The following is a 22,822-nucleotide window of genomic DNA, read 5'->3' on the forward strand; positions in this document are numbered from 1 at the left end:
TGGATTCATATTAAAGCCTAGAGATAGGAGTATTGAGATGAAAAGAATTATTGGTGTATACCGCAATCAAAATATGCATTGGGTTGGTGATGGCTTTCCTGTAAAAAATTTGTTTTCTTATGATCGTTTAGGTCAAGCGATTAGTCCTTTTTTATTATTGGATTATGCAGCGCCTTATACATTTGCACCTAGCCATGAACAGCACGGTGTAGGTTCACATCCACATCGTGGCTTTGAAACAGTAACGATTGCCTACCAAGGTGAAGTTACCCATAAAGACTCACATGGTGGTGGTGGAACCATTAAAACAGGTGATGTGCAATGGATGACTGCGGGCGCAGGATTGGTTCATGAAGAATTCCATTCACATGAATTCACTGAAAAAGGGGGAATCTTTGAAATGGTTCAGCTTTGGGTGAATTTACCTGCGGCAGATAAAATGACCCAACCTAAGTATCAAGCAATTTCTGCGCAAGATATTCCTGTGATTCATTTTGATGATGATGCAGGCCACTTACGTGTGGTTGCTGGGAAATATGCTGAACAACAAGGTGCTGCTTCAACCTTTAGCCCTGTCAATGTTTGGGATGGTCAGCTTAAAGCGAGTCATGAGCAAATTATTCATGTGCCAGTTGACCACAATACTTTGGTGGTTGTACTAGAAGGTGAAATGCTGCTCAATGGTACACAAAAGGTGCTCGATAGCTCGATTGTCATGTTTGAAAAAGATGGTGATGCAGCAATTCAACTTGAAGCGGTGCAAGATGCTAAGTTTTTGGTGCTTACAGGTAAACCATTGAATGAGCCAATCCAAGGCTATGGTCCATTTGTAATGAATAGCAAAGAAGAAATCGTGCAAGCGTTTAACGATTTCAATAATGGCAAATTTGGTGAAATTGTAGCGGAAGCTTAGTTGGTACTGATGAACGGTATTTGTATAACGGATACCTTTCACGTCTCAAGTCTATAAGCTCAGCCATGTATGAAATATCGATAGAAGTCAAAAAGCGGATTTTAAAATCCGCTTTTTTTATATTTAAAATTTTTAGAACCAAAAGATTAGAAATTTAAAAAAAGAAAAGAGCTTTGCTCTTATTGAACAGAAGCTCTCTTACGCTGTAGTTTTTTCTTTAGATGAGTATGTCTTGTTTTGATTAATTATTTTGTTATTTGTACATCATAATTAATTAAAAATGTGAAGTAAAGCACAATATATTTCATTTGGTTAATTTGTATCCACTGTACCTTGGCTTTTTTGAATGCAGCTATTTTACACGTCGTGCAAGTGATTTACTTAAAAAGCAAATTCAAAGTAAAAAAAAGGATCTCTATTCCACACTATAGAGATCCTTTTATGCTGTAGTTTCTTTTATTGTCTGTTGTCATAATTATTTGTTTTTATTGTAAATGTGAATTGTTTATCATTTTTATGGTGTAAATAATAATTAATAAATTGGTATTTGTAAATGTTTTTTTAATAAAAAGTTAAATTATCTATATGTTTTTAACAGTATTTTTTTATATATATAAATATCAATCAAGTATAAGCAGTGTATGGCAGAAAGTTCTGGCGTAAAACGACTAAAATTGAATAAACACGGTGGGCGGAGATTTTTCCTAAAAAATTTCCAACAAAAAAAGTTAAAACTGGAACTTTTTAATACCGCGATTTAATCGGCTATAGCTCATAATAAAAAAAATGGTTACGCACGGATAATAACTTTGGATATTGCAGTGATTGGTAGTGGTATGGCTGGCCTGGCCACCGCAAGAATTCTTAAAGATGCAGGTCATAACATTACCATCTTCGAAGCATTACCTGGTCGTGGTATGGATAGTCATAGCATTGAGTTTGAAGGTGGTTTAATTGATGCACCTTTGCGCGTGATGAATCAGCATTTATGGAAAAACACCCTGAGCCTTGCAACACACCTCGGCATAAAAACCTTTCCAGTGCGTACCTTTATGGCGTGTAGCTGGTTATTTGAAGATAAAACTGAAACTTGGTTAACCACATCACGTACCCGTATTGGTAATTTTCCCATTATCAATAACCGTAAAGGGCTTAAACAGTATGGTTGGCGTTTAGTGAAAGGGATGTTGCAGCTTAAAACAGCAATCTCTCAGTTTTTTAAATCTAAAAACCAAGACATTACCCTTGCTGATTTTATCAATCACCATGACATTGAAGAAGTATTTTGGCATGGTGCGGTGATGCCTGTGCTTTATACCATTTGTACTTGTGATCCTAAAACCATCGGTGAATGGCCTGCAAAACCACTCTTAATCTTTTTAAAGCAATTAACTGATGGTGATGCTTTATTGCGTTTACACGGTGGAACGCCTGCTTTTGTCGATAAATTGATTGAAGATATCGATATTCACAGTGGTTCTGAAATTACCAAAGTTGAGGAACAGGGTAACGTTGTTCTGGTTGAAAATGCACAAGGTGAGCAATTTCAATTTGACCGTGTGGTAGTAGCAACACCGACCAATAAATTAGAAAACTTTTTAAATAAACAACAATTTGCTGATGATATCGCTTTATTGCAAAAATTTAAGTTTGAACAAGGCGAGTTGGTTATGCATACCGATGCATCCGTGATGCCACCAAATCGTAAAGATTGGGCTGTATTGAGCTATATGATGGATCGCAAATTTACCAAACAACAATTCACAGTTTGGCTGAACTCGATTGAACCAAGTTTGGTGGGTAAATCTCCAGTGTTCCAAACCTGGCGTCCTGTGACCAGCATCGATCCGAAGAAAGTTATTTCTACAGTGACTTTAACCCGTGCTGTGGTGGATTCTGAAACAGTGGCTTTAAACATCGAGTTGCAAGCGCGTCATAAAGTCGCCAACCGCAAAGTATTCTATTGTGGTTCATGGTCATGTGATGGTTTGCCAATTCTTGAATCTGCGGTAACTTCTGCAATGCATATCGCAGAAATTTTTGGTGCACCATTGCCATTTGTAGGATTAAAACCTAAAGTTGAGGTGGCTCCCCAACTTGGCTATTAAAACCCAGTGAATTCATATAAAGTTTAATGAATTCATAACTGAATAAGTGAATGATTTAAAATGAAATGGCTTCAAGCGATTCAGCAAAAACTTCCAAAACATAAATATGCAATCGATGCAAAAATGCTAGGAGATGACGCTGAATGTGCTTGGACCAACTTAGGGTATTGGGATGAGGCTACATCCTCTTACCCTCAAGCCTGTCAGCAACTTGCTGAACGTCTTGCACAAGCGGTACAGCTTAAACAACATGATCGGGTACTAGACCTAGGTTGTGGTCAAGGTGCCAGTTTAAAATACTGGTTAGAACACTACCAAATTCAAGATTTAGAAGCGGTTGAGTTACAACAACAGTGTGTCGATAAAATTCAAAAACAACTCCCGCAGATTAGGGCGATTCACTGCCAATCTTTTTTAAATTTAAATGCGCTTTTATTGACGCCACCTTTTGATGTGGTGTTGTGTATTGATGCGGCTTACCACAGCGATTTAAACTTATTTTTAAATTCAGTTGTTCCAATTTTAAATTCAAAAGGTCGTTTGGGTTTTCATACGTTGATGCTTTCAGACACAGTTTTAAATTCAAAACAAAAAATGAAATACAGATGGTTACTTAAAGCCGCTGATGTTGATTTAAAATCACTGATGACCGCGACACAAATCAATCATGCACTGCAACAGCATGATCTTGAACAAATCGCGCTTGAAGATATATCCACAGCAGTATTGGCTGGCTTTAGTCAATATATTGAGACAAGAGCGAAAACAGAGCAAGGAGGGTTAGATCAGCTCAAAATACAAATGACCGCAAAACTTTGTCAAAGGTTATTTGAAGAGGGAATCGTTCGATATATACAGCTCAGCGCGGTCAAAACATAATTTTTATTATTTGTGATGAGATCAAGCAGATCAAAAATTATAAGAAAATGCCTAAGCCAAAAACAACAAAGCCTCACTAAAAAAGCGAGGCTAAGTAAAAATGGTGCCGGCACACGGATTCGAACTGTGGACCTACTGATTACAAGTCAGTTGCTCTACCAACTGAGCTATGCCGGCAACGTGGCGAGAATTTTACAGAATATTTATAAGATTGCAAGCTAAAAAATAAACAATTGAATAATCTTTAATATTTATAGTCTTAGCGATCGAGTATTGATTTGAAGTTGATAATGTCGTGTGCTATGAATGCTTAGATTTTTAGAGAGCAAAGGATTTTATCGCTTTTAACTTGCAGGTAGACAAAAAAGCAAAGATAGCTAGAGCAACGGTTAGTAATCGCTTTAAGCTTCCAACTAAAAAGGCTTACGGAGGAGTAAGCCTTGAGTATTTGGGGTTAAATCAATAAATCTTTATCAGTTTTGAAATATAGACTTATTTTCTCCTTAAAATATGATCCAGATCTTGTGCGCATTCTTCTAGGGTGATTGCCATATCTATTTGCATTTGGGGTTTCAATTCGTTTGCGAGTTTTCTCCATTGCTCAATCAATTGGATAGCTTTCTGAATTTTATGCTTATTTACATCTTTGGCAATAGTTGGGGTGTATCCACCACGTTTAGCATTTTTGACTTGTCTTACATAATTGGCGCTGTTATTCATTGTCACTCCCGAATAGCAGTTTTATGCTTTTAACTTGTTTGAATCGCTAATAAGTACCGCATCATGATTATCTTAAGAGAACGTTACATCTATATGATTTTTATTTTGTATTTCACCTCCTTTGAATCGTGCTAGAAGTTCTTTTCACTTGATACTAATTCAAGAAAGTTTGAATTGAAATAGTCAATTGTCTTTTTAGTTGAGTGGATATGTATCTATTTGCTTCAAAAAATAGCTCAAATATCGTATAACTAAGTTAAGTAAAAACTAGAACAATTGAGAATGAAACGATTCAGTATTTTATTATTATTGGTTTCTGTCGCACATGCTGAAGCTCCTAAAGAATGTCAGTTACTTGAACAGACCTCCGAAATGTTAATGCAGTTACGTCAAAACGGTTTATCGTTGGATGATGTTGATTTTAATCCTGAAGCATTGTCTGCAAAAGAACAGGTATTGTTAAAAGGTATGATTGACGATGCAAAGAGTGTACCGATTTATCAGATACCTTTAACCCGACAAAAAGCGATTAATGATTTTAAGCTAAAATGGCAAGAGGTATGTCAGTCTGCGGATGTTGTGATGCCAACTGAGACGAGATAAAGGATTGTTTTTTATTTCGGCTAGAGTGTTATGGTTAAATAGAGGGTTTGGTTATCTTATAGAATTTCCAGCGCTACTCCGAGCGATCATGTTACCGCTCAAGCTGGCGATCATGTTAGCGCTCAAGTTCAGATAAGCTGAAAAGCATTAAACAATGTTATAGCTTGAAACAAAGAGTTTTTATATTGATCTATTATCAGTTCTATTGTGCTGAGGTTTAGTGGAGTGTTTTTATCAAAAGCTGTTTGCGATGAGTAGTTGGGCGCTATACAAATAGAAACCGACCAGCATATCCGTAACGCCAATCGGTATGACAAGTTCTATGCTTTCAACACAGTCCAAAACTTATAGTTGAGGTGTTAGATAAATAGAAACCGATTTGTATAATTTACAAGTCGGTTCCTGAATGAAGTTGCTGATAATTATTATTTGAAATGGTGTTCAATTTTAATAGAATAAATATTCTAGAGTAAAATGTTTATTTTATCGGTTTTGTTTTTAATGGATTTTTAAATTAATTGAGTCTAATTAGATGGATGTAGAAAAAATTATAGTCCCTTATTATAATGTGGATAATATTTTATCTAAAGAGATTGTATTTGGTCGTAAGATTGGTTTGGATAAATATGTTATTGAAAATATTCCTTTGTATGCACCTAATTTGGCTTTAGGTGATATTCTTTTAGTAGAAAAGTTAGATGATGAACAACTATATTTTGAGGATTTATTAGAGACATCAGAGAACTCTACTATAAGAATCGTCTTCTTTAATTATGATCCTATAATTGTGCAGAAAATTTTAAAAGAAATCGAGGGGTACAGTATAAACTGGGTTGGGTTTGTTGATGGTAGTTATTATTCATTAAACATTAATAAGGATTTAGATTATAAAAAAATAAAATTGTTTTTAGAAGGAAATTCTAAAATAATGGATTATCAAGAGAGTTGTTTGTCAGAAAAACATAGGAGTGAATTGTTGTAGGTTTAAATGGCTTTGTTGCCTAAAGGCTTAAAAGGCAGAACTACCCTAAGTGAGCCAAATTTAAGTGACAACTTGGGTATGAGGGCGACCTAATTCTGTGAATTTATTTAAGACTGATATGCGTGCATGAATCTCGTTCACCTGACTAGGGAAACTCCTTGATGTTAATTTATCACCTAATAATTTGATGCAATGCATCTTGGTTTCCACCAAACTTCGACGGTGATAACCAGACCACTTTTTCCAAATGCCTCTTCCTAGGCATTCGACTGTTTTCAGCAGTTCATTTCTCTGCATAGACCTCAGCGTTTGATCTTTCCAAGGCTTCGCATTCTTCCTTGGTGGAATGACCGCATGTGCATCTCGATCTAAAATGATTTGTCGGCAGCATTTAGTGTCATAAGCTCCGTCGGTATAAACAGAGTCAATTCGCTCATCTGGTGGAATTTGATCAAGTAAATCCCCAAGTACTTGCGAATCACTGACATTGTTCGTCGTTAACTGAACAGCCCTTATTTGCAGGATTTTAGCATCTATACCGATATGCAGTTTACGCCATTGACGACGATATTCAGGCTGATGTTTCTTACGTTTCCATTCACCCTCACCTAAAAACTTCAAACCTGTGGAATCCACGAGTAGATGTAGCCCATCGCTACTTTTTTGGTAGCTAATCGCAATATCAATATGCTTTTGTCTTCTACAGAGGGTAGAATAATCCGGAGCTATCCAATCTAACCCACTGAGTCTAATGAGGCTCTGAACAAAGCCTGTGACCATAGGTAAAGAAAGTCGAAATAGAGATTTGATCATTAAGCAGCATTGAATAGCTGTATTGGAGTAGGTTTGATTTCGACCTTGCTTGCCTTGTGGCTGAGCATACCACTCAGTCTTTGGATTAAACCAAATGGAAATATTGCCTCGGTTAATTAAGGCTCGATTATAGGAAGGCCAATTGGTTGTATGATAGGTTTTAGGGGCAGGCTTATTCATCTAAGAATTATATTGCTGAATAAGCCTTTAGAGATAGGTTTGTGCAACAAAGCCATCTTAAACTGTATTTTATCTAAGAATGGTGAGAATAATACCCTTAGGATTGATCGAATGATATTATAAAAAAAAGCCTAAACCATTTAAGTTTTAAAAGACATGATAGATATTGTAAGAATAAAAAATGGCGGTGAAAGAGTCCATCAGGTTTAACATCTAAATACACGAAATTTCATGTATGTAAATGTGCTGTCATTTATACCATCATTAAAATTGAGTCTGATAGAACTATTTAAAAATACTATTAGATTTGAAAAAATCTAAAGCTACGGCTTTAACCACAGGTACTGAAACACCATTTCCCATCTGCTTATAGACGGCTTGATCGTTGATTAGTTTATAAGAATCAGGATAGCCTTGAAGACGAGCACATTCTCTTGGAGTAACTCGGCGTAATTGACCGTTATGGTAAATTCCAAGTCGATTACTATCAGATGCGGTGAGTGTAATGCTTACGCTATTTGGATCAAGAAATTTAAATACTTCAAATGACATATTTCCACATACAGGTTTATAACCTTCATGTGTGATTTGTAGGTAACCTTTTTCAATCAGTAATTCTGTTACGGTACTAAACTTATTAGCATTATAGAAAGTAAGGATTTGCTCTTTGGTTAGTGATTTTCCATCTTTATGAGTTCCAAAAATACTTCTACGGCGATTAAGAAGTAAGGCATTCATAAACTCTATTTCATCAGCAGAGCATGCACCTTTCAAATCCAATTCCCAAGAATGCAGAGCATTTCCACCTCGATAGTCGGTAAGACGGTAACCATGAATTCTATCTAAATTACCGTGAAGTGCTTTCTTAACTTTGGTTGTGAAGAATTCAGAACATAAGTACTTAGGATCAGGATTATCTTCTAAAATATCCTTTGCAGAGCCTGATGCAATATATCGTCAATTATGCAGCGATGGGTATTTCAGGTGCACGCCTGATCAAAGGGCAACGTCCGATGGTCTATGTGGTCGGTGCAGTTATTGGTGGAGCAGTCGGATGTGCAGCATGTTTTCTCAATTATGTCCAAGAACAGCAACCGAACCCCTGTGTATTACGTGGATTTGACTTTACGTGATGGTGTTCATTTACAAGAGGCGATTCAAACAGCGAAGGAGATTGACCAGAAAAGTAAGTTGTGTGGTTTTAATCAAACGGCTTTAGATCAAATGGCACGGCAGGGTTATGGTAATGCACGATTTGAGGTGGATTCAGAGGAGGGGCTGGATTTGGTGGAGGAGTTTTATAGTGAGGAAAAACAGGAAAGAGGCGATGAACAAGCACAGTCGATAACCACTACAAGATATAAAACAAAGCCTAAGCCGAATCAGGGGGCAGGTTTTCTGCAGGATGTGCAGAAGGGACTGCAAGAAAGTGTGAGGGCGGTGAATCAAAATTAATTTTTTATTGAATTTGAACAGTAACTAATGAAGCAAGCAGGATAAACGTTTTGCTTCATTTTATTGTAATATAAGATTTTTTAAATTTTTGAAAAATTCTTTATTATCATTAAGTAATATGAATCCATTAAAATATAAAAACTAAAGTGATACATTTGGTATGGTAACGTAATTGATAGTTTACACTCTCACTCATTTTTCAAATTAATTTTTTATTCGTAATTGGAGTTGAGGAATGATTAAAAATTTTTAATTTACAATGGCATTTTAGATACATGTGGAGTATATGCTAAAATACGACTGTGAAAACATGAAATTTTACAGAAGCCCTATTTACCATTTAATTTAGATATTATATACGATGAAGCCTTGGATAGAGTTAATTGAACAGTCATTACGTAAACAAAAAAATAGCGTTGCCAGAATCAATATTGATAAAGCGACTGTTCAGTATTCCGAAAAAATAAAGCAGAACAGAGTCTTAAAATCTTTGACAGGTGATGAAGAAATCGTAAGGGCATTTCTGATTGATCGCTTAGTGAATGTATTGGACTATAAACCTGAATATATTGAAATTGAAAAAGAATATTCTGTCAAAGCTGGACATAGTAAACTCACGCCACGTATTGACATTCTTGTGAAAGATGACACAGGCAACCCATTTTTTTTCATTGAAACCAAATCACCTGACAAGTTTGAGAAAGACAAAGAAGAAATAGAAGGCCAGCTATTTTCATTGGCATCAGCGGAAGAAAAAGACTTTAAAAACAAAGTAAAATATTTAGTTTATTATACAGTTGACTTTCAAGACGATGGTATATTGGATAAAGCAATCATCATTGACTTTGAGAAATACCAAAACTACACCGATTGGGAAAATGATGGATTTATTTCTATTGGAACTGAAATAACGGCTGGTTATGGAGAACCTAAAAAGCAACCATTAATCAAAGGAAGCGAAAAGAACGATTTAAGGACTAAAATCAATCGAGAACAAATTGAGGGTTTAGGTAGAAATCTACATAATGTTCTTTGGGGTGGTGGTGGAACAAACGATAGTGAGATTTTCTATTCATTGGTAAATATTATTCTTGCAAAAGTCCAAGATGAATATGAGAAAGAAGATGGACAAGAATATGACTTTCAGATTTATCAATATGGAAATCATGTTGAAGCTTCTGAAAAAGTTTATAGTCGTATAAATCATCTTTATAAAAGAGCTTTAAAACAACAGCTTAATGTTTCTGAACAACAAAAAATTGATGACGATAATGTTATTAATAGAAATAAGTTTCCATTAAATAAGCTTATCTATACTGTCCAGTCTTTAGAGAACTTTTCATTTTTGGAGGGACGTAGTTCTTTAGATGGAAAAGATATTTTAGGTGATTTTTTTGAAAGTATAACAAGAGATGGTTTTAAGCAAAACAAAGGGCAGTTTTTTACACCTACCCCAATTGTTAATTTCTTACTTTATGCCTTACAGCTAGATAAGTTGGCTATTGATCGATTAAACTTCAATAGAGAATTGCCTCATATCATTGATCCATCGGCAGGAAGTGGGACTTATTTGGTTGAAGCAATGAAGCTAATAACTAAAGAAGTAAAATATAAACAAGTTGATAAAGTAAGAACTAGTAAAGATGTAAAATGGCGTTTTGAAGAATTATTTAAACCCGATTATCAAGAAAATAAGTGGGCAAGAAATTATTTATATGGTTCAGAGATTAACTTTGACTTGGGAACAGCCTCCAAAGTGAATATGATTCTGCATGGGGATGGTTCAACCAATATTTTTGTACAAGATGGTTTATTGCCTTTCCGTTTTTATGTAAAAGAAACCTCTCCTAACTATTTAGAAACAGCAACACCAGAAACGCTTTACAATGATAAAGAAGTAAATGCAAAATTTGATGTTGCTATAAGTAATCCGCCTTTTAGTGTTGACTTGGATACCCAAACCCAAAGAGAAGTCAAAAATTCTTTTATTTTTGGTGATAAAAAGAACTCTGAAAATCTATTTATTGAACGATATTATCAGCTTTTAAAAGAGGGAGGGCGTTTAGGCGTTGTATTACCCGAAAGTGTTTTTGATACAACTGAAAATAAATATATTCGTCTATTTTTATTCAAGTATTTTAATATTAAAGCTATTGTTAGTTTGCCACAGATTACTTTTGAGCCTTATACTTCTACTAAAACGAGTATTTTATTTGCCCAGAAAAAAACAAGGAAACAGGTTGAGGAGTGGAACGACCTTTGGGATAAATACGGTAAAGAATGGGCAAGACTTAAAACTCGTGTAATACGTTATCATGATTATTTTGTCAAAAATTTGAAACTCAACAAAAAGTTTGCTTGGGTTAAAGAGCTGTCTACTGATTTAAATCAGCTTTTAGAAAATGAAGATAAAGAAGCTATTGAAATTATTAATAAAGAAGATTTAAGTTACATTAAAGATAACATCCACCGCTTCTTGAAAGACTACATTACACCTGAAGATGAAACACTTAATCCAAAGGAATTATTAAGTAAATATAGTGAAGAAATTGATAGTCTTTCAAAATACGAAAAAGAAACGAATGTATTTGGGTTTTACAATGCTTGGTGGGTATTTGGTGAAGTAGCTAAAGAATTAGACTATGATATTTTCATGGCAGAAGCAGAAAATGTGGGCTATAAGCGTACTAAACGGGGTGAAAATCCAATGCCTAATGATCTTTATGATATTGAGTACGCTCCTAATACAATAGATACAGCAGAAATCTTGGGAAGTTATGATCGAGAGTTAAAGGCTTTAACAGAGCAATTATTTGAACTTCAAACAGAATTGGAAGTTGTCAATAAAAAAATTGATGACAAAGAAACTGAAACATTGAAAAAGAAAGCTGAAAAACTCAATGCAGATATTGGGACGCAAATCATAAGAATTGAAGAGATGAAAGCTGAAAAAAAACAAATTTTGTGTGTGTTTCAGAAATATTATCAAAATGATAAGTTGAAAGCAGAGTTTGTTGAAAGAACTGATGCAGAGCTTATTAGCTATTTCAAAAATGGTGTGCTTGCACGTTATAAAAGCGATGATATTGTACTCCGCACAACACAATTACTTACTATCTTAGACAACTTTAGAAAAGAGGTGGTTTGGGAGTGATTAAATCAACAGTAAAACTTTCTGAACTTTCAAATAACGCTAATATTCGTCTTTGTTTTTCAAAGGAGTCACCAAAGACTTCTAGAAAGTTAGTGAAACTACTTGGCTGTTTATCTTTTTTTGAGTCGGGTAGTAGGCCTAAAGGAGGAATTGTTTACTTAGAAGATGAACCAGTTGCAATTAGTCTTGGTGGTGAGCAAATTGGCAAAAATGGAAGAGTTGATTTAAAAAATATGCCAGTTGTACCTTTAGCCTATTACAGATCTACTGATAAAGGTAAGGTTAATCAAGATGATATTCTTATTTGTAAAGATGGTGCATTAACAGGTAAATGCTGTTTTATAAGAGTCAAATTTCCTATTGATGAAGTAATGGTAAATGAACATGTTTATATTGTGCGTAGCAATGAAACATATTTACAAAAATTCCTTTTTTACTTGCTAAGAGATGAGTTTATTCAATTTCAGGTCAAAGACTTGGCATATCGAAAAAAGGGACAGCCAGGTTTAAATGCAGACCATTTATCTCTAATTAAAATTCCATATTTTGACATACAAGAGCAAAAGTGTATTTTAAGTAAAATTGAGAGTATTGAAAATGAAATAGAGGACCTTATTTTTTCAAAATTAGATACATCAAAAATTATCAATCAAGTTTTTGGTGAAACATTGGAATTTAATTGGGAAAAGTTTGAAAGCATAAAAAATGAGAAAGCTTATACATCAAGTATTTTGAAATTTGCGAACAATATTGATTGTCGAATGGGTATTCGCTTTCATAATAAAGCTGGGGCTTATATGCAATCATTTTTAGAAAGCAAAACCAATAAGCGAATTAAAAACTTTATATCTGAACCTATTGTTTTAGGTAAAAGCGTTTCTCCAAGTGATTATGATGAAGATGGAGAATATTTCTATATCGCTATGTCAAATATTAAATCTTGGGCTTTTGAACCTGAAGACTGTAAAAAGGTTTCTAATAGTTATGCAAACAGCAACCTAAATAAAATAGTGAAAAAAGGCGATATACTTTTGGCACGTTCAGGTGAAGGAACAATTGGAAAAGTTGCATTAATTGAAGATAAAGATATCAATGGAATTTTTGCAGACTTCACACAACGTATAAGCTTTACTGGTTTTGATCCTTTGTGTGCATATTACTATATGTGTAGCGATTTTTTTCAATATTTAGTCTACACACACAAGAAGGGACTTGGTAACAATACCAATATTTTCCCAAGTCAAATCCAAAATTTTCCAATGCCAGATTGGGATGAAAGAAAACAAGCTGAAATCGTTCAAAAAATCAAATTACAGCTCGATGAGCAAAATGAAATTGATATGAAAATTGAACTTAAGCAGCAAGCCATAAATAAGATAATTGGAGACGCTATAAGACTAGAGCATAGTTAAATATCAATATCTCATAAAATATGAACTCAACCCTATAAGTTGGACACAACTTATAGGGTTTTTCTATGAAATATAATTTGCAATTTAAACAAACCAACATTCCTTATTGCGAAGCAGGACATTCTAGTTTTGCTACAGCTCATGTGTTGGCTCATTTATTTCGTAGTGGATAACCGGTAACGAACATCATGACCTTAATTCAGTCGGCTAAACTCAATGGGTTTTATCCTTATGTTTATTTAACTGATGTCCTTACAAGGTTACCAACATATAAAATCAAAAACATTGAAGAATTACTACCATATAAATGGAATCCTACTTGAGTTCAAGAAGGGATTCACTGAATACTTACGTTTGATCAACTTGATTGGTTGAATTACAGTGATGTGCATCCACTCATTCGAATTTCAATATTCTATTATGAGTTTATTCATCCATTTGCAGACGGTAATGGTTGAATGGGAAGATTATAGCAAATATTGATTTTAAGTAGATGGAATCCAATCTTTTCAAAAATCTCAGTTAAAAGCCTGATCTTTCAAAATTAAAAAGTCTATTACGAAGAGTTGCAAGCGACTAAGGATCGTACTGATTCTTTACCATTTGCAAAATTCATTTTGCAGATGATTTTAGATGCAATCCGTGATTCTAGAGAAAGTGATCAAGACACCGCTCAAGTACAAAGTTTGATTTAAGTAATGAAGTAAGATGAACATACCTCGGCTGAGTTGATGTAATGGGTGGGTTAGCTCATCGAATGACATTCTAGAAGAATTACTTAAATCCTGTGGTAGAAGTTGATCAGATCAAACATACAATTCCAGATAAGCTCGAAGCAAAAGTATATTTTGAAAACATAAAACTTTTATACCCAATGACTGTGAAAATTAAGCTCTCCTATTTTTAGGTAAAGATACATTTTTATTCCTCAAGCTATCAATAAAATCAGACCATTCCTGCATCATTTTTGTTCTGTATTCTAGATGTTGAGCATGGTTATATGCCTGAGAAACGACATTGCCAACTGTGTGCGCTAATTGTATTTCAATGGCATCATGCATATAGCCTTGCTCATATAATGTTGTAGACGCAAGCCTACGAAAACCATGTCCAGTCATTTTAACTGTATAACCCATAGTCCGTATTGCACTTAAGAGAGCATTATTGCTTAGAGGTTTAGCAGTGCTGTGATTATAAAAAACAAATTGTTTGTTACCTGTAAGTGGTTTTAGGCCTTCGATTAGTATAATAGCTTGTCGAGATAAAGGAACAATGTGGGGAAGAGCCATTTTCATTTTATAAGCTGGAATGCGCCATAACTTATTTTCAAAATCAAGTTCATCCCATTCCATGTTTATGAGTTCAGCTGTCCTCACAAAGGTTAAGGTCATGAATTGTAATGCTGTCTTGACTAATATGTTGCCGTGATAATGATCCATGCGTTCTAGGAAAGGTGGAAACTCAGAAATACCAGTCGAGCCATATGCTTCACTTTACGAGGCTTTAGAGCTTCTTGAAGATGTGGAGTTGGGTCATTCTCAATCAGTCCTTTACGGATTGCAAAACGGAAAATACGTCCAGCTAAAGGAATTGAACGTTTTGCCATTTCCTGAGCACCACGAGCCTCAATTTTTTTAGCACAGGCAAGTACATCTTTACCTTTAATTTGATCAATTGGCATGTGACCTAAAGCAGGGAAGATATCTTTTTCAAATACAGACATATCTCGTAAGTAAGTGGTTTCTTTTATGACGGCTTTACGATCTTCCATCCATTCAATAGTAAGTGTTTTAAAAAGTGTATTTTCATCTGCTTGTAATTTTTTTGCTTTTTCGCTTCGTTGGGGCTAATCCCATCTTTCAATTTCAATCGAGCTTCATCTCTGGCGCGGCGAGCTTGGGCGAGTGTCGTCTCAGGATAGGTACCAATACTGAAGATATTCTCTTTTCCATTTAAACGAAACTTCATGCGCCAATGCATTCCTCCAGAAGGAGTGACTTCTAGATACATGCCTTTTTCATCAGCGTATTTGGTTTTCTTTTCTGAGGGCTTTATTTTTCTGACTTGAGCATCTGTAAGCATGGTAATGATTCCGCAGAATTGGGGGTATAATTTTAAGGGTGAAAGATTATACCCCCCAGTTATACCCCCAACTATATCAAGCTTTCAATAGATCAAGTAGATTGTATGAGATGTAAAAAAAGCCTAAATCCTTTAGATTTAAGCTTTTTAAGACCTTATGAGAGTTCATAAGAATTTAATTTGGCGGTGAAAGAGGGATTCGAACCCTCGATACGCTATAAACGTATACACACTTTCCAGGCGTGCTCCTTAAGCCACTCGGACACTTCACCAAGGCGTGGGATAATAACCAAAAAAAAGATTTCTGCCAAGCAACAATTGATTTAGAGCAAAAAAAATTTCACAGTGATATGATTGCGCAAAAATAGTGTCTAAATTTTTGAAGACGAATCTATGCAAAGTACTGCAAAAAAAGCCGCGTTACCTGCGATCACACTCGCAGCATTAGGGGTGGTATTTGGAGACATCGGAACCAGTCCCTTGTACGCCCTACGCCAATGTTTTCTGACTGCACACATTGCCATCACCGAAGCGACCGTGCTTGGGATCTTGTCACTGATTTTCTGGTGCATGATGCTCACCATCAGCTTTAAATACGTCACCATTATCATGCGAGCAGATAACAATGGTGAGGGTGGTATCATGTCCTTGCTGGCGCTGAACTTACGCTCTAATCGTATCGCAGATAATCGCAAAATCTATTTAATTGCCTTGGGCTTTATTGGTGCATCACTGTTTTTTGGTGATGGCATTATTACCCCAGCAATTTCAGTACTTTCAGCCATTGAAGGGCTGAGTATTGCCACGCCTATGTTTAATAAATGGTTGATGCCTTTGGCAATCGGCATTCTTACCGCACTGTTTCTGGTACAAAGACATGGTACGGGAACCATGGGTAAGTTTTTTGGTCCAATCACCTTAACTTGGTTTGCCTCTATCGGTTTAATCGGTATTCATAGTATTAGCCAAACTCCCTATGTCTTAAGCATGCTCAGTCCACATTGGGCGCTGAACTTTATTTTTCACCAACCCTTTGTGGCCTTTTTAACTATGGGTGCGGTGATTTTGACGGTTACGGGGGGGGAAGCACTCTATGCAGATATGGGGCATTTTGGACGGCTACCGATTCGTTTAGGCTGGTTTATCATTGTCTTACCTTGTCTGCTATTAAATTATGCAGGGCAAGGTGCGTTATTACTGCGTAATCCAAGTGCGATTGAAAACCCATTCTATTTGCTTGTACCTGAGTGGGGCTTATACCCCATGATTGCCTTAGCTACAGCGGCAGCGGTGATTGCCTCACAAGCGGTGATTACTGGTGTGTTTTCAATGGCAAACCAAGCCATTCAGCTACGCTATTTGCCAAGATTAACCGTGCATCACACTTCTGATGTGGAACAAGGTCAGATTTATTTACCCTTTATCAACTGGATACTCTATGTCTCGATTCTTTTGTTGATTGTGATTTTCCAAAACAGTGCCAATCTTGCCAATGCTTATGGTGTAGCAGTCACCATGACCATGCTATGCGATACGATTTTGATTTCAATACTGGCATATGGCTTTTGGCGTTGGCCAAAGTGGAAAGTGGCATTATTCGCGATCCCATTCTTAGTGATTGATAGTATTTTTATTGGGTCAACCTCATTAAAAATCATTTCAGGTGGATGGGTTCCGATCCTGATCGGTGCAATCGTATTTACTATTCTGATGACGTGGAAAACCGGGCGAGAAATTGTCTTTAACCGTTTGGAAAAAGATGCCTTGCCGTTGGATCTCTTTATTAAAAGTGTCAGCTTGAGTGATGAAACTCAGTTTGTACCCGGTCAAGCGGTATTCTTAACTGGTAACCCAAATATTGTCCCACATGCGATGTTGCACAATATCAAGCACAATAAAGTCCTGCATGAACGCAATATTATGGTGACGGTGATTACCCGTGATGTTCCTTATGTACCAGACCAAGAAAGAATCCGTGTTGAAGTGTTAGATAAGCGCTTCCAACGGGTTTTTGTTTACTATGGCTTTAAGGATCAACCTGATATTCCAAACGCGCTTGAGTTGGCTTATAAGCAGCTTGAAGTTGAATTTGACATGATGCATATCAGCTTCTTCATCTCACGTGATCGTTTGATTCATACCGTGGGTGATGGAATGGCGCCATGGCGTGAAAAACTGTTTATTTCGATGCAACGTAATACCAGTCCAGTGAGTGATTTCTATCAAATCCCGCCAAACCGTGTGGTGGAAATGGGCAGCCAGATCGAAATCTAAATTCATATCAATCAAAAGCCAGAAGTCATTCTGGCTTTTTTTTTGCTCATGGATTTTATGGGTTGGTGTATTACATTGATTCACTTTATTTTTTAGCAACGACTTCTTCTCTAACTCAGCAAGTAAGACCTTTATCATTTGTGTTCTTGGTCTTCTAAAAGTAAATAGGTTGATATTGCACTGAGACAGTATCAAACCCTTTAGAATGCTCAGTTTGAATGCTTTTATCATTCAATTCTCCCCAGCAAATCATGAGACATCCGCATAAAACGATCCTATACGACAAATTGTGTCGCAAGGCTGTCGAACAACACTGCGCAACATGACATAATCATGATCACAAGTGCGATAAAGCATTTGTAAGATATTTGATTTTCTAGCATTTTTTGTGAAAGTAACAATAAATTGTTACATGGAATGTTGTTTAGTTAAGCACAAATCGTAGAAGCTTTACTCGGTTGAAGATCGACACAATATCTTTCAGTTTATTGACTTGTTAAGCTATTTAAATTCAAAAACTTAATTTTTATCGGTTTTGAGTGGATTGTTTATTTAACCTTGTTTAGGAAGCCTTTGTTGAAAAATTCAGTAGTTAAAATGGTTTTGGGTGTTGTTGCTACTGGAAGTTTTGCGATTGCGTTTGGCCAAGAGAAAATTTTTCAGTTACTGCCGTTTACCCAAAGTAGTACCAATAACTCTGTGTGTTTAAATCAGTTCTATCGAGAGCAACCACCTGTTCTAATCAAAGAAAGTTTAAAGAAAAACAGTTATCCCTTATGTTTTAATGGGTTTAATGTGATGTATTCGGGGATTTCAAAAACGCCGTTATGGACAGCAGAATATTTATCGCCACAGCGCTTAAGTCAAAAGATTAAACGTGAAGATAATTTCCACGAAGAGCCACGTGTAAACGCTACACATCGTGCATTATTATCGGATTATCGTGGTTCAGGATATGATCGTGGTCATATGTCACCCAATGCCGATATGCCCAATAAAGAATCACAGTTCGACAGCTTTTCTTTGGCCAATATGGTGCCGCAAGCCGCTAAAAACAACCAACAAGTTTGGCGTGAGTTAGAAGAAGCAACCCGCGCGATTGTCACCAAGCAAAAGAAAGATGTTTATGTGGTCACTGGCCCAGTGTTTTCTGGGAAAAAACTAAAAACCATTGGAAAGGGCGTAATTGTTCCGACCGCGATCTATAAAGCGATTTACTTGCCTAAACACGGGATCATTGGTGCGTACTATGCGCCAAATAATGATTCACTTCAGGTTAAAGTGGTCAGCGTATGCTATTTAGAAGAACAGTTGGGAATGAATTTATTTCCACAACTGACTGAAGAACAAAAGCGCAATACGTATAAATTGCCTTTGAACGCAAAACAGGTCAAGGTCAATAAAGAAATTGAGTACTCACATTGGGATGCGGAAAGCCAATGTGCAGAAGAGGTCAGTCAGGATAAAATCAGCGCACTGCAAAAGCAGTTCCAACCCAAAAGTAGTTCAACAACTACATCGGATATGCAATTGCCGAAAGTCGATCCTGAAACCAAAGATGCCTTGGTGAAACAATTGGTTGAAGCGCTGTTGCAATATATTTTACAAATTTTGAAATAAATCCGCGCCGATGGTGCAGTATCTTTTGAGAATCTATTTATACTGTGAATAAGATCGAAAAAAATTGAGAAAATTAAAAATGTTTAAACCGTTTGAGAATGGCACCGAATCACATTCAATTCATGATTTAACCTTAGAAAATCAAATTGACTGTGTCAGTATTTATGGCAATTTACAGATCACCAAAGATCAAGCTGGCTTAAAAGCGGCTAAGCTTTTACAAAGCTATCTCAATGATGTGGTGGCAAGTTTAGAGAAGCAAAGTGATCTACCAGAACAGCTCGCGCATCAAAGTGAAGGCGAAATAGAAAATCCATTTCTTTAAAGACTATCCTTATTTTTAAATGATTTTCTAATCAATTGCTTTCTAAGTCATTCGCTTATAAGTAAAAAAACCTGCCGAAGCAGGATTTTTTTACATTGAAAATCTATTTAGGATTGAGGCTCATTACCCACAACCTTATAAATCAGTGCCCCAATGATTGCACCGACAATTGGTGCTACCCAGAATAACCATAATTGACTCAGTGCTGCTGTTTCAGCAAATAAAGCCACAGCGGTACTACGGGCTGGATTAACTGAAGTATTGGTGACAGGGATACTAATTAAGTGAATCAAAGTAAGTGCTAAACCGATGGCAATCGGAGCAAAGCCAGCAGGTGCACGTTTGTCTGTTGAACCGAGAATAACAATTAAGAAAAAGGCGGTTAATACGATTTCAATCAATAAAGCAGAGACTAAAGAATATTTTCCAGGGGATAAATCACCAAAACCATTGCTGGCGAATCCGCCAGTTCCCGTGAATCCCGCCTGACCTTGTACGATTAAATACAAAACAAATGCGGCCAAAATACCACCGATGACTTGAGCAATAATATAAGGCGCTAAGTCTTTGGCATTAAAACGACCACCTACCCATAAGCCCACACTTACCGCAGGGTTAAAATGCCCGCCTGAGATATGCCCTAAAGCAAAAGCGCCTGTGAGTACGGTTAAACCGAATGCCAGTGCGACACCAGCAAAACCGATGCCCAGTTCTGGAAAAGCAGCGGCAAATATTGCGCTACCACATCCTCCAAACACCAGCCAAAAGGTTCCGATAAATTCTGCGAGATATTTATTCATATTGATTCCTAAATTATTTTTTTGAACGGAATGGGTTATGTGGCTATTTTTAAATAGTTGATAACCTTGGAGTGGGTACAACTTTTATTTTCTCTATAAAGATAATAGTCTAAAAATATGAAAATAAAATCACAAATAAAAAATATTCATATCAATATCGGTGAATGTTCTGATTTTTATTTTAAAAAATTATATTTTACAAAATCTTAACTTTAAGAGGCTAATCGTGAGAATGGAGGAATATGCTGTTTTTAGCTATAAATTTAATACACAATTACTTAAATTCTCGGTGCTGAATCCGCCATTGTTGTGGTGTTAAGCCTGTCCATTGTTTAAAAGCACGTTGGAAAGCACTTTGTTCTGAGTAGCTGAGAAGCAGGGCGATTTCATGTAGACCTAAATGTGGATCTTGTAAATACTGAAAGGCTAATAATTGACGGACATCCTGAACACGTTGTTGGTAGGTGGTATTTTGACTTTGTAGATGACGCTGTAACTGACGTATCGACATATTCAGTTGTTTAGCAATGGTTTCAATCTGATAATTATTTTTTTGTAATCCCAATAAAATACTTTGTTGTAAGCGCTCATCTAGTTGGGTGGCATTGGGCAAGCTTGCAAGTAAAGCTTGCGCTTGCTGCATCAGTAGTTTTTGCAGAGTTTGATCACTGCGTTTAAAGGAAATCGCGAGTGCGCTAATGGGAAAAATCAGTTCGACCTTTTCTTGTTGAAAGAGCACAGGACACTTAAAGAACGCTTGATACACCATTCCATTTTTAGGTTGATGATGAATAAAATTAACCTGATAGAGACTGATGTCATCTGATATAAATTGTCTTAAAAACTGAATCAATACAGCCATCGCAATTTCATCAGTAATTTGAGTGGTTAAATGGGTGGGTAGATTTTCCCAGCGTACCGAGATGTGCTGTTCATCATAATATTCCACTTTCAGGGGGCTTCCATCATAAATCAATCGATGAAAATCATGGTAGCGAGTGAGCGCCTCGCCAAGGGTGTCACAAGATTGTGCAATATAGGCAATGATACCAATATGTTTGGGTTGTACATACTTAGAGATGTCTAGACCCAACGCTGGGCTTTGTACTTGCGCTTGTATGTCATCCAAAATCTCACGCCAAACGGTATATTCAAAGCGTTCAACATTTTGAACCTGTTGTAATTTGGATGAAATCTTTAGACCTTTAGCTTCACTAAAAGTATAGAGTAATTGTCCAAGCCCCCCATATACGGAGCCAGCATAGTCCTTTAATTGCATCATTTACACATCTTGTTATTGTGTGATCTACGTCAGCTGTAGTTTAAGCATCATACTATTTTAATCGAGTTTAAATAAGACAAACAAGCGCCGCTGAGTGGATTCAAGTGGATTGGTCGATACTATTTTAATTTGTCGTAATTTGTCAATGAAAACACTTTTTGATGTCAATACCTATTTCCCAGCATGTTTTATATTCACAATAAGCAAGAGGGATTAAATATGTTAAAAGGTTTTTTAGTTGGATTGGTCGTCGCAAATGGTTTTGAATGGGTTGCGCATAACTATATTTTACATGGTCAACATCGCCCAGGAAAACCACGTTTTAGTCCAGTGCCACGCAGTATGAAATCACATTGGGAACACCATCGTGAAGTTCGTAAACAGGATTTTCATGATGATGGCTATGTAGAAGGGATTTCAAATTGGCGAACCAAGAATGAAATCGTTTCTTTGGCGGTCGTCGCTGGTGCGGCAAGTTTGATTTTCTACCCAATTTCGAAAGGAATGGTTGCGGCATCTATTTATAGTGCATGTAATTATTATTATATCCATCGCCGTGCACATTTAGAGCCTGAGTGGGCGATGAAGAAAATTCCTTGGCATTATGATCACCACATGAACTCGAATCAAGATGCGAACTGGTGTGTCACCAAGCCTTGGTTTGATTACCTGATGGGGACACGGGTGATTTCTTCTGCGGATTTGCAAGAACAGAATCCTTTAGGTGTGAAATTGCCTCAGCCAATCGCAAACTGGTTATCATCCAGCATAGAAAAATATTTTCCAGCCAAATGGGTAGAGAAAAAACCACTATTGGTTGAAGAAAATACAGATAAGCTGAACGATTCTGTAGCTTAGTTTGGATGTTGTTTGGTGAGCGACATTGTGTTTTCTGATCAGTTTGAAAATTGAGTTAAACGAACGGGATGTGTGCTGTAAAAATTATAATTTGTCGTGATTGGTCAGTATTTTCGGTATCTTTGGTCAATATTACGCAATAACATCTCTGTATATTGATTGCACAGCATGTACCCACTGAAGTATTTAAAGTTTATAGGAGTCTCCAAGACTCCTTTTTTTATGCATGGAGATATACCAACAATACATAACCTGAGTTCAATATAAAACTCTTGATGAAATATGATACTCTGAAACGTCATTCGCAACTGTCTGAGGCAGGACTTCATTGATAAAGAGTTGTTTCTGCGATTCATTGAATG

17 protein-coding genes, 2 tRNA genes and 4 pseudogenes are annotated in these 22,822 nt (G+C 36.3%); 15 read left to right on the plus strand and 8 right to left on the minus strand.

The annotated features are described in order from the left end of the window. The first annotated feature begins 37 nt into the window (after window positions 1-37). From ACG9ZL_RS16845 to ACG9ZL_RS16855, 3 genes are all read left to right on the plus strand, one after another. Entirely contained in the window at window positions 38-913 is an 876-nt protein-coding gene (locus tag ACG9ZL_RS16845; RefSeq protein ID WP_419360849.1) for a pirin family protein, read from the plus strand. A gap of 809 nt (window positions 914-1,722) precedes the next feature. Next, a complete protein-coding gene (locus ACG9ZL_RS16850) occupies window positions 1,723-3,021 on the plus strand; it encodes an FAD-dependent oxidoreductase (RefSeq protein WP_336952407.1) in 1,299 nt (432 codons plus the stop codon). 60 nt (window positions 3,022-3,081) lie between these two features. Beyond that, window positions 3,082-3,900: an SAM-dependent methyltransferase gene (locus tag ACG9ZL_RS16855; RefSeq protein WP_419360850.1), complete on the plus strand. Its 819-nt coding sequence runs from the start codon at window positions 3,082-3,084 to the stop codon at window positions 3,898-3,900. Window positions 3,901-4,001: 101 nt separating this feature from the next. Here the strand turns inward: ACG9ZL_RS16855 and ACG9ZL_RS16860 are convergent. Next, a tRNA-Thr gene (locus ACG9ZL_RS16860) sits at window positions 4,002-4,077 on the minus strand. Window positions 4,078-4,392: 315 nt separating this feature from the next. Then, window positions 4,393-4,620 carry a hypothetical protein gene (locus tag ACG9ZL_RS16865; protein WP_004718547.1) on the minus strand — a complete coding sequence of 76 codons (228 nt, stop codon included), beginning with the start codon at window positions 4,618-4,620 and terminating at the stop codon, window positions 4,393-4,395. A gap of 282 nt (window positions 4,621-4,902) precedes the next feature. Between ACG9ZL_RS16865 and ACG9ZL_RS16870 the strand changes: the two genes are divergently transcribed. Both ACG9ZL_RS16870 and ACG9ZL_RS16875 read left to right on the plus strand, forming a co-directional pair. After that, window positions 4,903-5,223 carry a hypothetical protein gene (locus ACG9ZL_RS16870; protein WP_151956723.1) on the plus strand — a complete coding sequence of 107 codons (321 nt, stop codon included), beginning with the start codon at window positions 4,903-4,905 and terminating at the stop codon, window positions 5,221-5,223. Window positions 5,224-5,755: 532 nt separating this feature from the next. Next, window positions 5,756-6,205, plus strand: a complete 450-nt coding sequence (locus tag ACG9ZL_RS16875) for a DUF4265 domain-containing protein (RefSeq protein ID WP_419360854.1) — start codon at window positions 5,756-5,758, stop codon at window positions 6,203-6,205. Window positions 6,206-6,265: 60 nt separating this feature from the next. Here the strand turns inward: ACG9ZL_RS16875 and ACG9ZL_RS16880 are convergent, their stop codons facing one another. Continuing rightward, entirely contained in the window at window positions 6,266-7,198 is a 933-nt protein-coding gene (locus ACG9ZL_RS16880) for an IS5 family transposase (RefSeq protein WP_419360856.1), read from the minus strand. Window positions 7,199-7,483: 285 nt separating this feature from the next. Continuing rightward, window positions 7,484-8,149, minus strand: coding sequence for a DNA cytosine methyltransferase (locus tag ACG9ZL_RS16885; protein ID WP_419360882.1), 666 nt, complete (start codon window positions 8,147-8,149; stop codon window positions 7,484-7,486). Between ACG9ZL_RS16885 and ACG9ZL_RS16890 the strand changes: the two genes are divergently transcribed. The 6 genes and pseudogenes from ACG9ZL_RS16890 to ACG9ZL_RS16915 form a co-directional block, all read left to right on the plus strand. Then, window positions 8,143-8,331 (plus strand): hypothetical protein, encoded by a 189-nt coding sequence (locus ACG9ZL_RS16890; RefSeq protein WP_419360858.1) that lies wholly within the window; start codon window positions 8,143-8,145, stop codon window positions 8,329-8,331. The genes ACG9ZL_RS16885 and ACG9ZL_RS16890 overlap by 7 nt on opposite strands. Continuing rightward, window positions 8,288-8,653 (plus strand): annotated as a pseudogene (locus ACG9ZL_RS16895) (recombination directionality factor); the annotation flags it as partial. The gene ACG9ZL_RS16890 and the pseudogene ACG9ZL_RS16895, both read left to right, overlap by 44 nt. A 361-nt stretch (window positions 8,654-9,014) precedes the next feature. Continuing rightward, window positions 9,015-11,807 carry an N-6 DNA methylase gene (locus tag ACG9ZL_RS16900; protein WP_419360859.1) on the plus strand — a complete coding sequence of 931 codons (2,793 nt, stop codon included), beginning with the start codon at window positions 9,015-9,017 and terminating at the stop codon, window positions 11,805-11,807. Further along, window positions 11,804-13,219, plus strand: coding sequence for a restriction endonuclease subunit S (locus ACG9ZL_RS16905; protein ID WP_419360861.1), 1,416 nt, complete (start codon window positions 11,804-11,806; stop codon window positions 13,217-13,219). Before ACG9ZL_RS16900 ends, ACG9ZL_RS16905 begins: the two co-directional genes overlap by 4 nt. A 182-nt stretch (window positions 13,220-13,401) precedes the next feature. Further along, a pseudogene (locus ACG9ZL_RS16910) lies at window positions 13,402-13,542 on the plus strand (transposase domain-containing protein); the annotation flags it as partial. Window positions 13,543-13,566: 24 nt separating this feature from the next. After that, a pseudogene (locus ACG9ZL_RS16915) lies at window positions 13,567-14,126 on the plus strand (Fic family protein); the annotation flags it as partial. Here the strand turns inward: ACG9ZL_RS16915 and ACG9ZL_RS16920 are convergent. Both ACG9ZL_RS16920 and ACG9ZL_RS16925 read right to left on the minus strand, forming a co-directional pair. Continuing rightward, window positions 14,107-15,301, minus strand: a pseudogene (locus ACG9ZL_RS16920) (tyrosine-type recombinase/integrase). The pseudogenes ACG9ZL_RS16915 and ACG9ZL_RS16920 overlap by 20 nt on opposite strands. A 181-nt stretch (window positions 15,302-15,482) precedes the next feature. After that, window positions 15,483-15,573 (minus strand) — tRNA-Ser (locus tag ACG9ZL_RS16925). 121 nt (window positions 15,574-15,694) lie between these two features. Between ACG9ZL_RS16925 and ACG9ZL_RS16930 the strand changes: the two genes are divergently transcribed. From ACG9ZL_RS16930 to ACG9ZL_RS16940, 3 genes are all read left to right on the plus strand, one after another. Further along, entirely contained in the window at window positions 15,695-17,575 is a 1,881-nt protein-coding gene (locus ACG9ZL_RS16930; protein WP_004718533.1) for a potassium transporter Kup, read from the plus strand. Window positions 17,576-18,172: 597 nt separating this feature from the next. Next, window positions 18,173-19,195: a DNA/RNA non-specific endonuclease gene (locus tag ACG9ZL_RS16935; RefSeq protein WP_419360884.1), complete on the plus strand. Its 1,023-nt coding sequence runs from the start codon at window positions 18,173-18,175 to the stop codon at window positions 19,193-19,195. Between the two features lie 79 nt (window positions 19,196-19,274). Then, window positions 19,275-19,520, plus strand: a complete 246-nt coding sequence (locus ACG9ZL_RS16940) for a hypothetical protein (protein WP_419360863.1) — start codon at window positions 19,275-19,277, stop codon at window positions 19,518-19,520. A gap of 107 nt (window positions 19,521-19,627) precedes the next feature. Here the strand turns inward: ACG9ZL_RS16940 and aqpZ are convergent, their stop codons facing one another. Then, the gene (gene aqpZ, locus ACG9ZL_RS16945) at window positions 19,628-20,320 is read right to left on the minus strand and encodes an aquaporin Z (RefSeq protein ID WP_004718527.1); all 693 of its coding nucleotides are present in this window, start codon (window positions 20,318-20,320) and stop codon (window positions 19,628-19,630) included. 274 nt (window positions 20,321-20,594) lie between these two features. Then, complete coding sequence (locus ACG9ZL_RS16950) at window positions 20,595-21,602, minus strand: AraC family transcriptional regulator (protein ID WP_419360865.1); 1,008 nt, start codon at window positions 21,600-21,602, stop codon at window positions 20,595-20,597. 219 nt (window positions 21,603-21,821) lie between these two features. Here ACG9ZL_RS16950 and ACG9ZL_RS16955 point away from each other — a divergent pair, with 219 nt between their 5' ends. After that, entirely contained in the window at window positions 21,822-22,460 is a 639-nt protein-coding gene (locus ACG9ZL_RS16955) for a sterol desaturase family protein (protein WP_336952394.1), read from the plus strand. The last annotated feature ends 362 nt before the right edge of the window (window positions 22,461-22,822 follow it).

The sequence above is a fragment of the Acinetobacter legionensis genome, from assembly GCF_048551735.1.
GTDB lineage: Bacteria > Pseudomonadota > Gammaproteobacteria > Pseudomonadales > Moraxellaceae > Acinetobacter.

Excerpts from the sequence above, each read along its gene's own strand:
- ACG9ZL_RS16845 (WP_419360849.1), top strand. The coding sequence starts at position 38 with ATGAAAAGAATTATTGGTGTATACCGCAATCAAAATATGCATTGGGTT.
- ACG9ZL_RS16855 (WP_419360850.1), top strand. The coding sequence starts at position 3,082 with ATGAAATGGCTTCAAGCGATTCAGCAAAAACTTCCAAAACATAAATAT.
- ACG9ZL_RS16865 (WP_004718547.1), bottom strand. The coding sequence starts at position 4,620 with ATGAATAACAGCGCCAATTATGTAAGACAAGTCAAAAATGCTAAACGT.
- ACG9ZL_RS16870 (WP_151956723.1), top strand. The coding sequence starts at position 4,903 with ATGAAACGATTCAGTATTTTATTATTATTGGTTTCTGTCGCACATGCT.
- ACG9ZL_RS16875 (WP_419360854.1), top strand. The coding sequence starts at position 5,756 with ATGGATGTAGAAAAAATTATAGTCCCTTATTATAATGTGGATAATATT.
- ACG9ZL_RS16880 (WP_419360856.1), bottom strand. The coding sequence starts at position 7,198 with ATGAATAAGCCTGCCCCTAAAACCTATCATACAACCAATTGGCCTTCC.
- ACG9ZL_RS16890 (WP_419360858.1), top strand. The coding sequence starts at position 8,143 with ATGCAATATATCGTCAATTATGCAGCGATGGGTATTTCAGGTGCACGC.
- ACG9ZL_RS16900 (WP_419360859.1), top strand. The coding sequence starts at position 9,015 with ATGAAGCCTTGGATAGAGTTAATTGAACAGTCATTACGTAAACAAAAA.
- ACG9ZL_RS16930 (WP_004718533.1), top strand. The coding sequence starts at position 15,695 with ATGCAAAGTACTGCAAAAAAAGCCGCGTTACCTGCGATCACACTCGCA.
- ACG9ZL_RS16935 (WP_419360884.1), top strand. The coding sequence starts at position 18,173 with ATGGTTTTGGGTGTTGTTGCTACTGGAAGTTTTGCGATTGCGTTTGGC.
- ACG9ZL_RS16940 (WP_419360863.1), top strand. The coding sequence starts at position 19,275 with ATGTTTAAACCGTTTGAGAATGGCACCGAATCACATTCAATTCATGAT.
- aqpZ (WP_004718527.1), bottom strand. The coding sequence starts at position 20,320 with ATGAATAAATATCTCGCAGAATTTATCGGAACCTTTTGGCTGGTGTTT.
- ACG9ZL_RS16950 (WP_419360865.1), bottom strand. The coding sequence starts at position 21,602 with ATGATGCAATTAAAGGACTATGCTGGCTCCGTATATGGGGGGCTTGGA.
- ACG9ZL_RS16955 (WP_336952394.1), top strand. The coding sequence starts at position 21,822 with ATGTTAAAAGGTTTTTTAGTTGGATTGGTCGTCGCAAATGGTTTTGAA.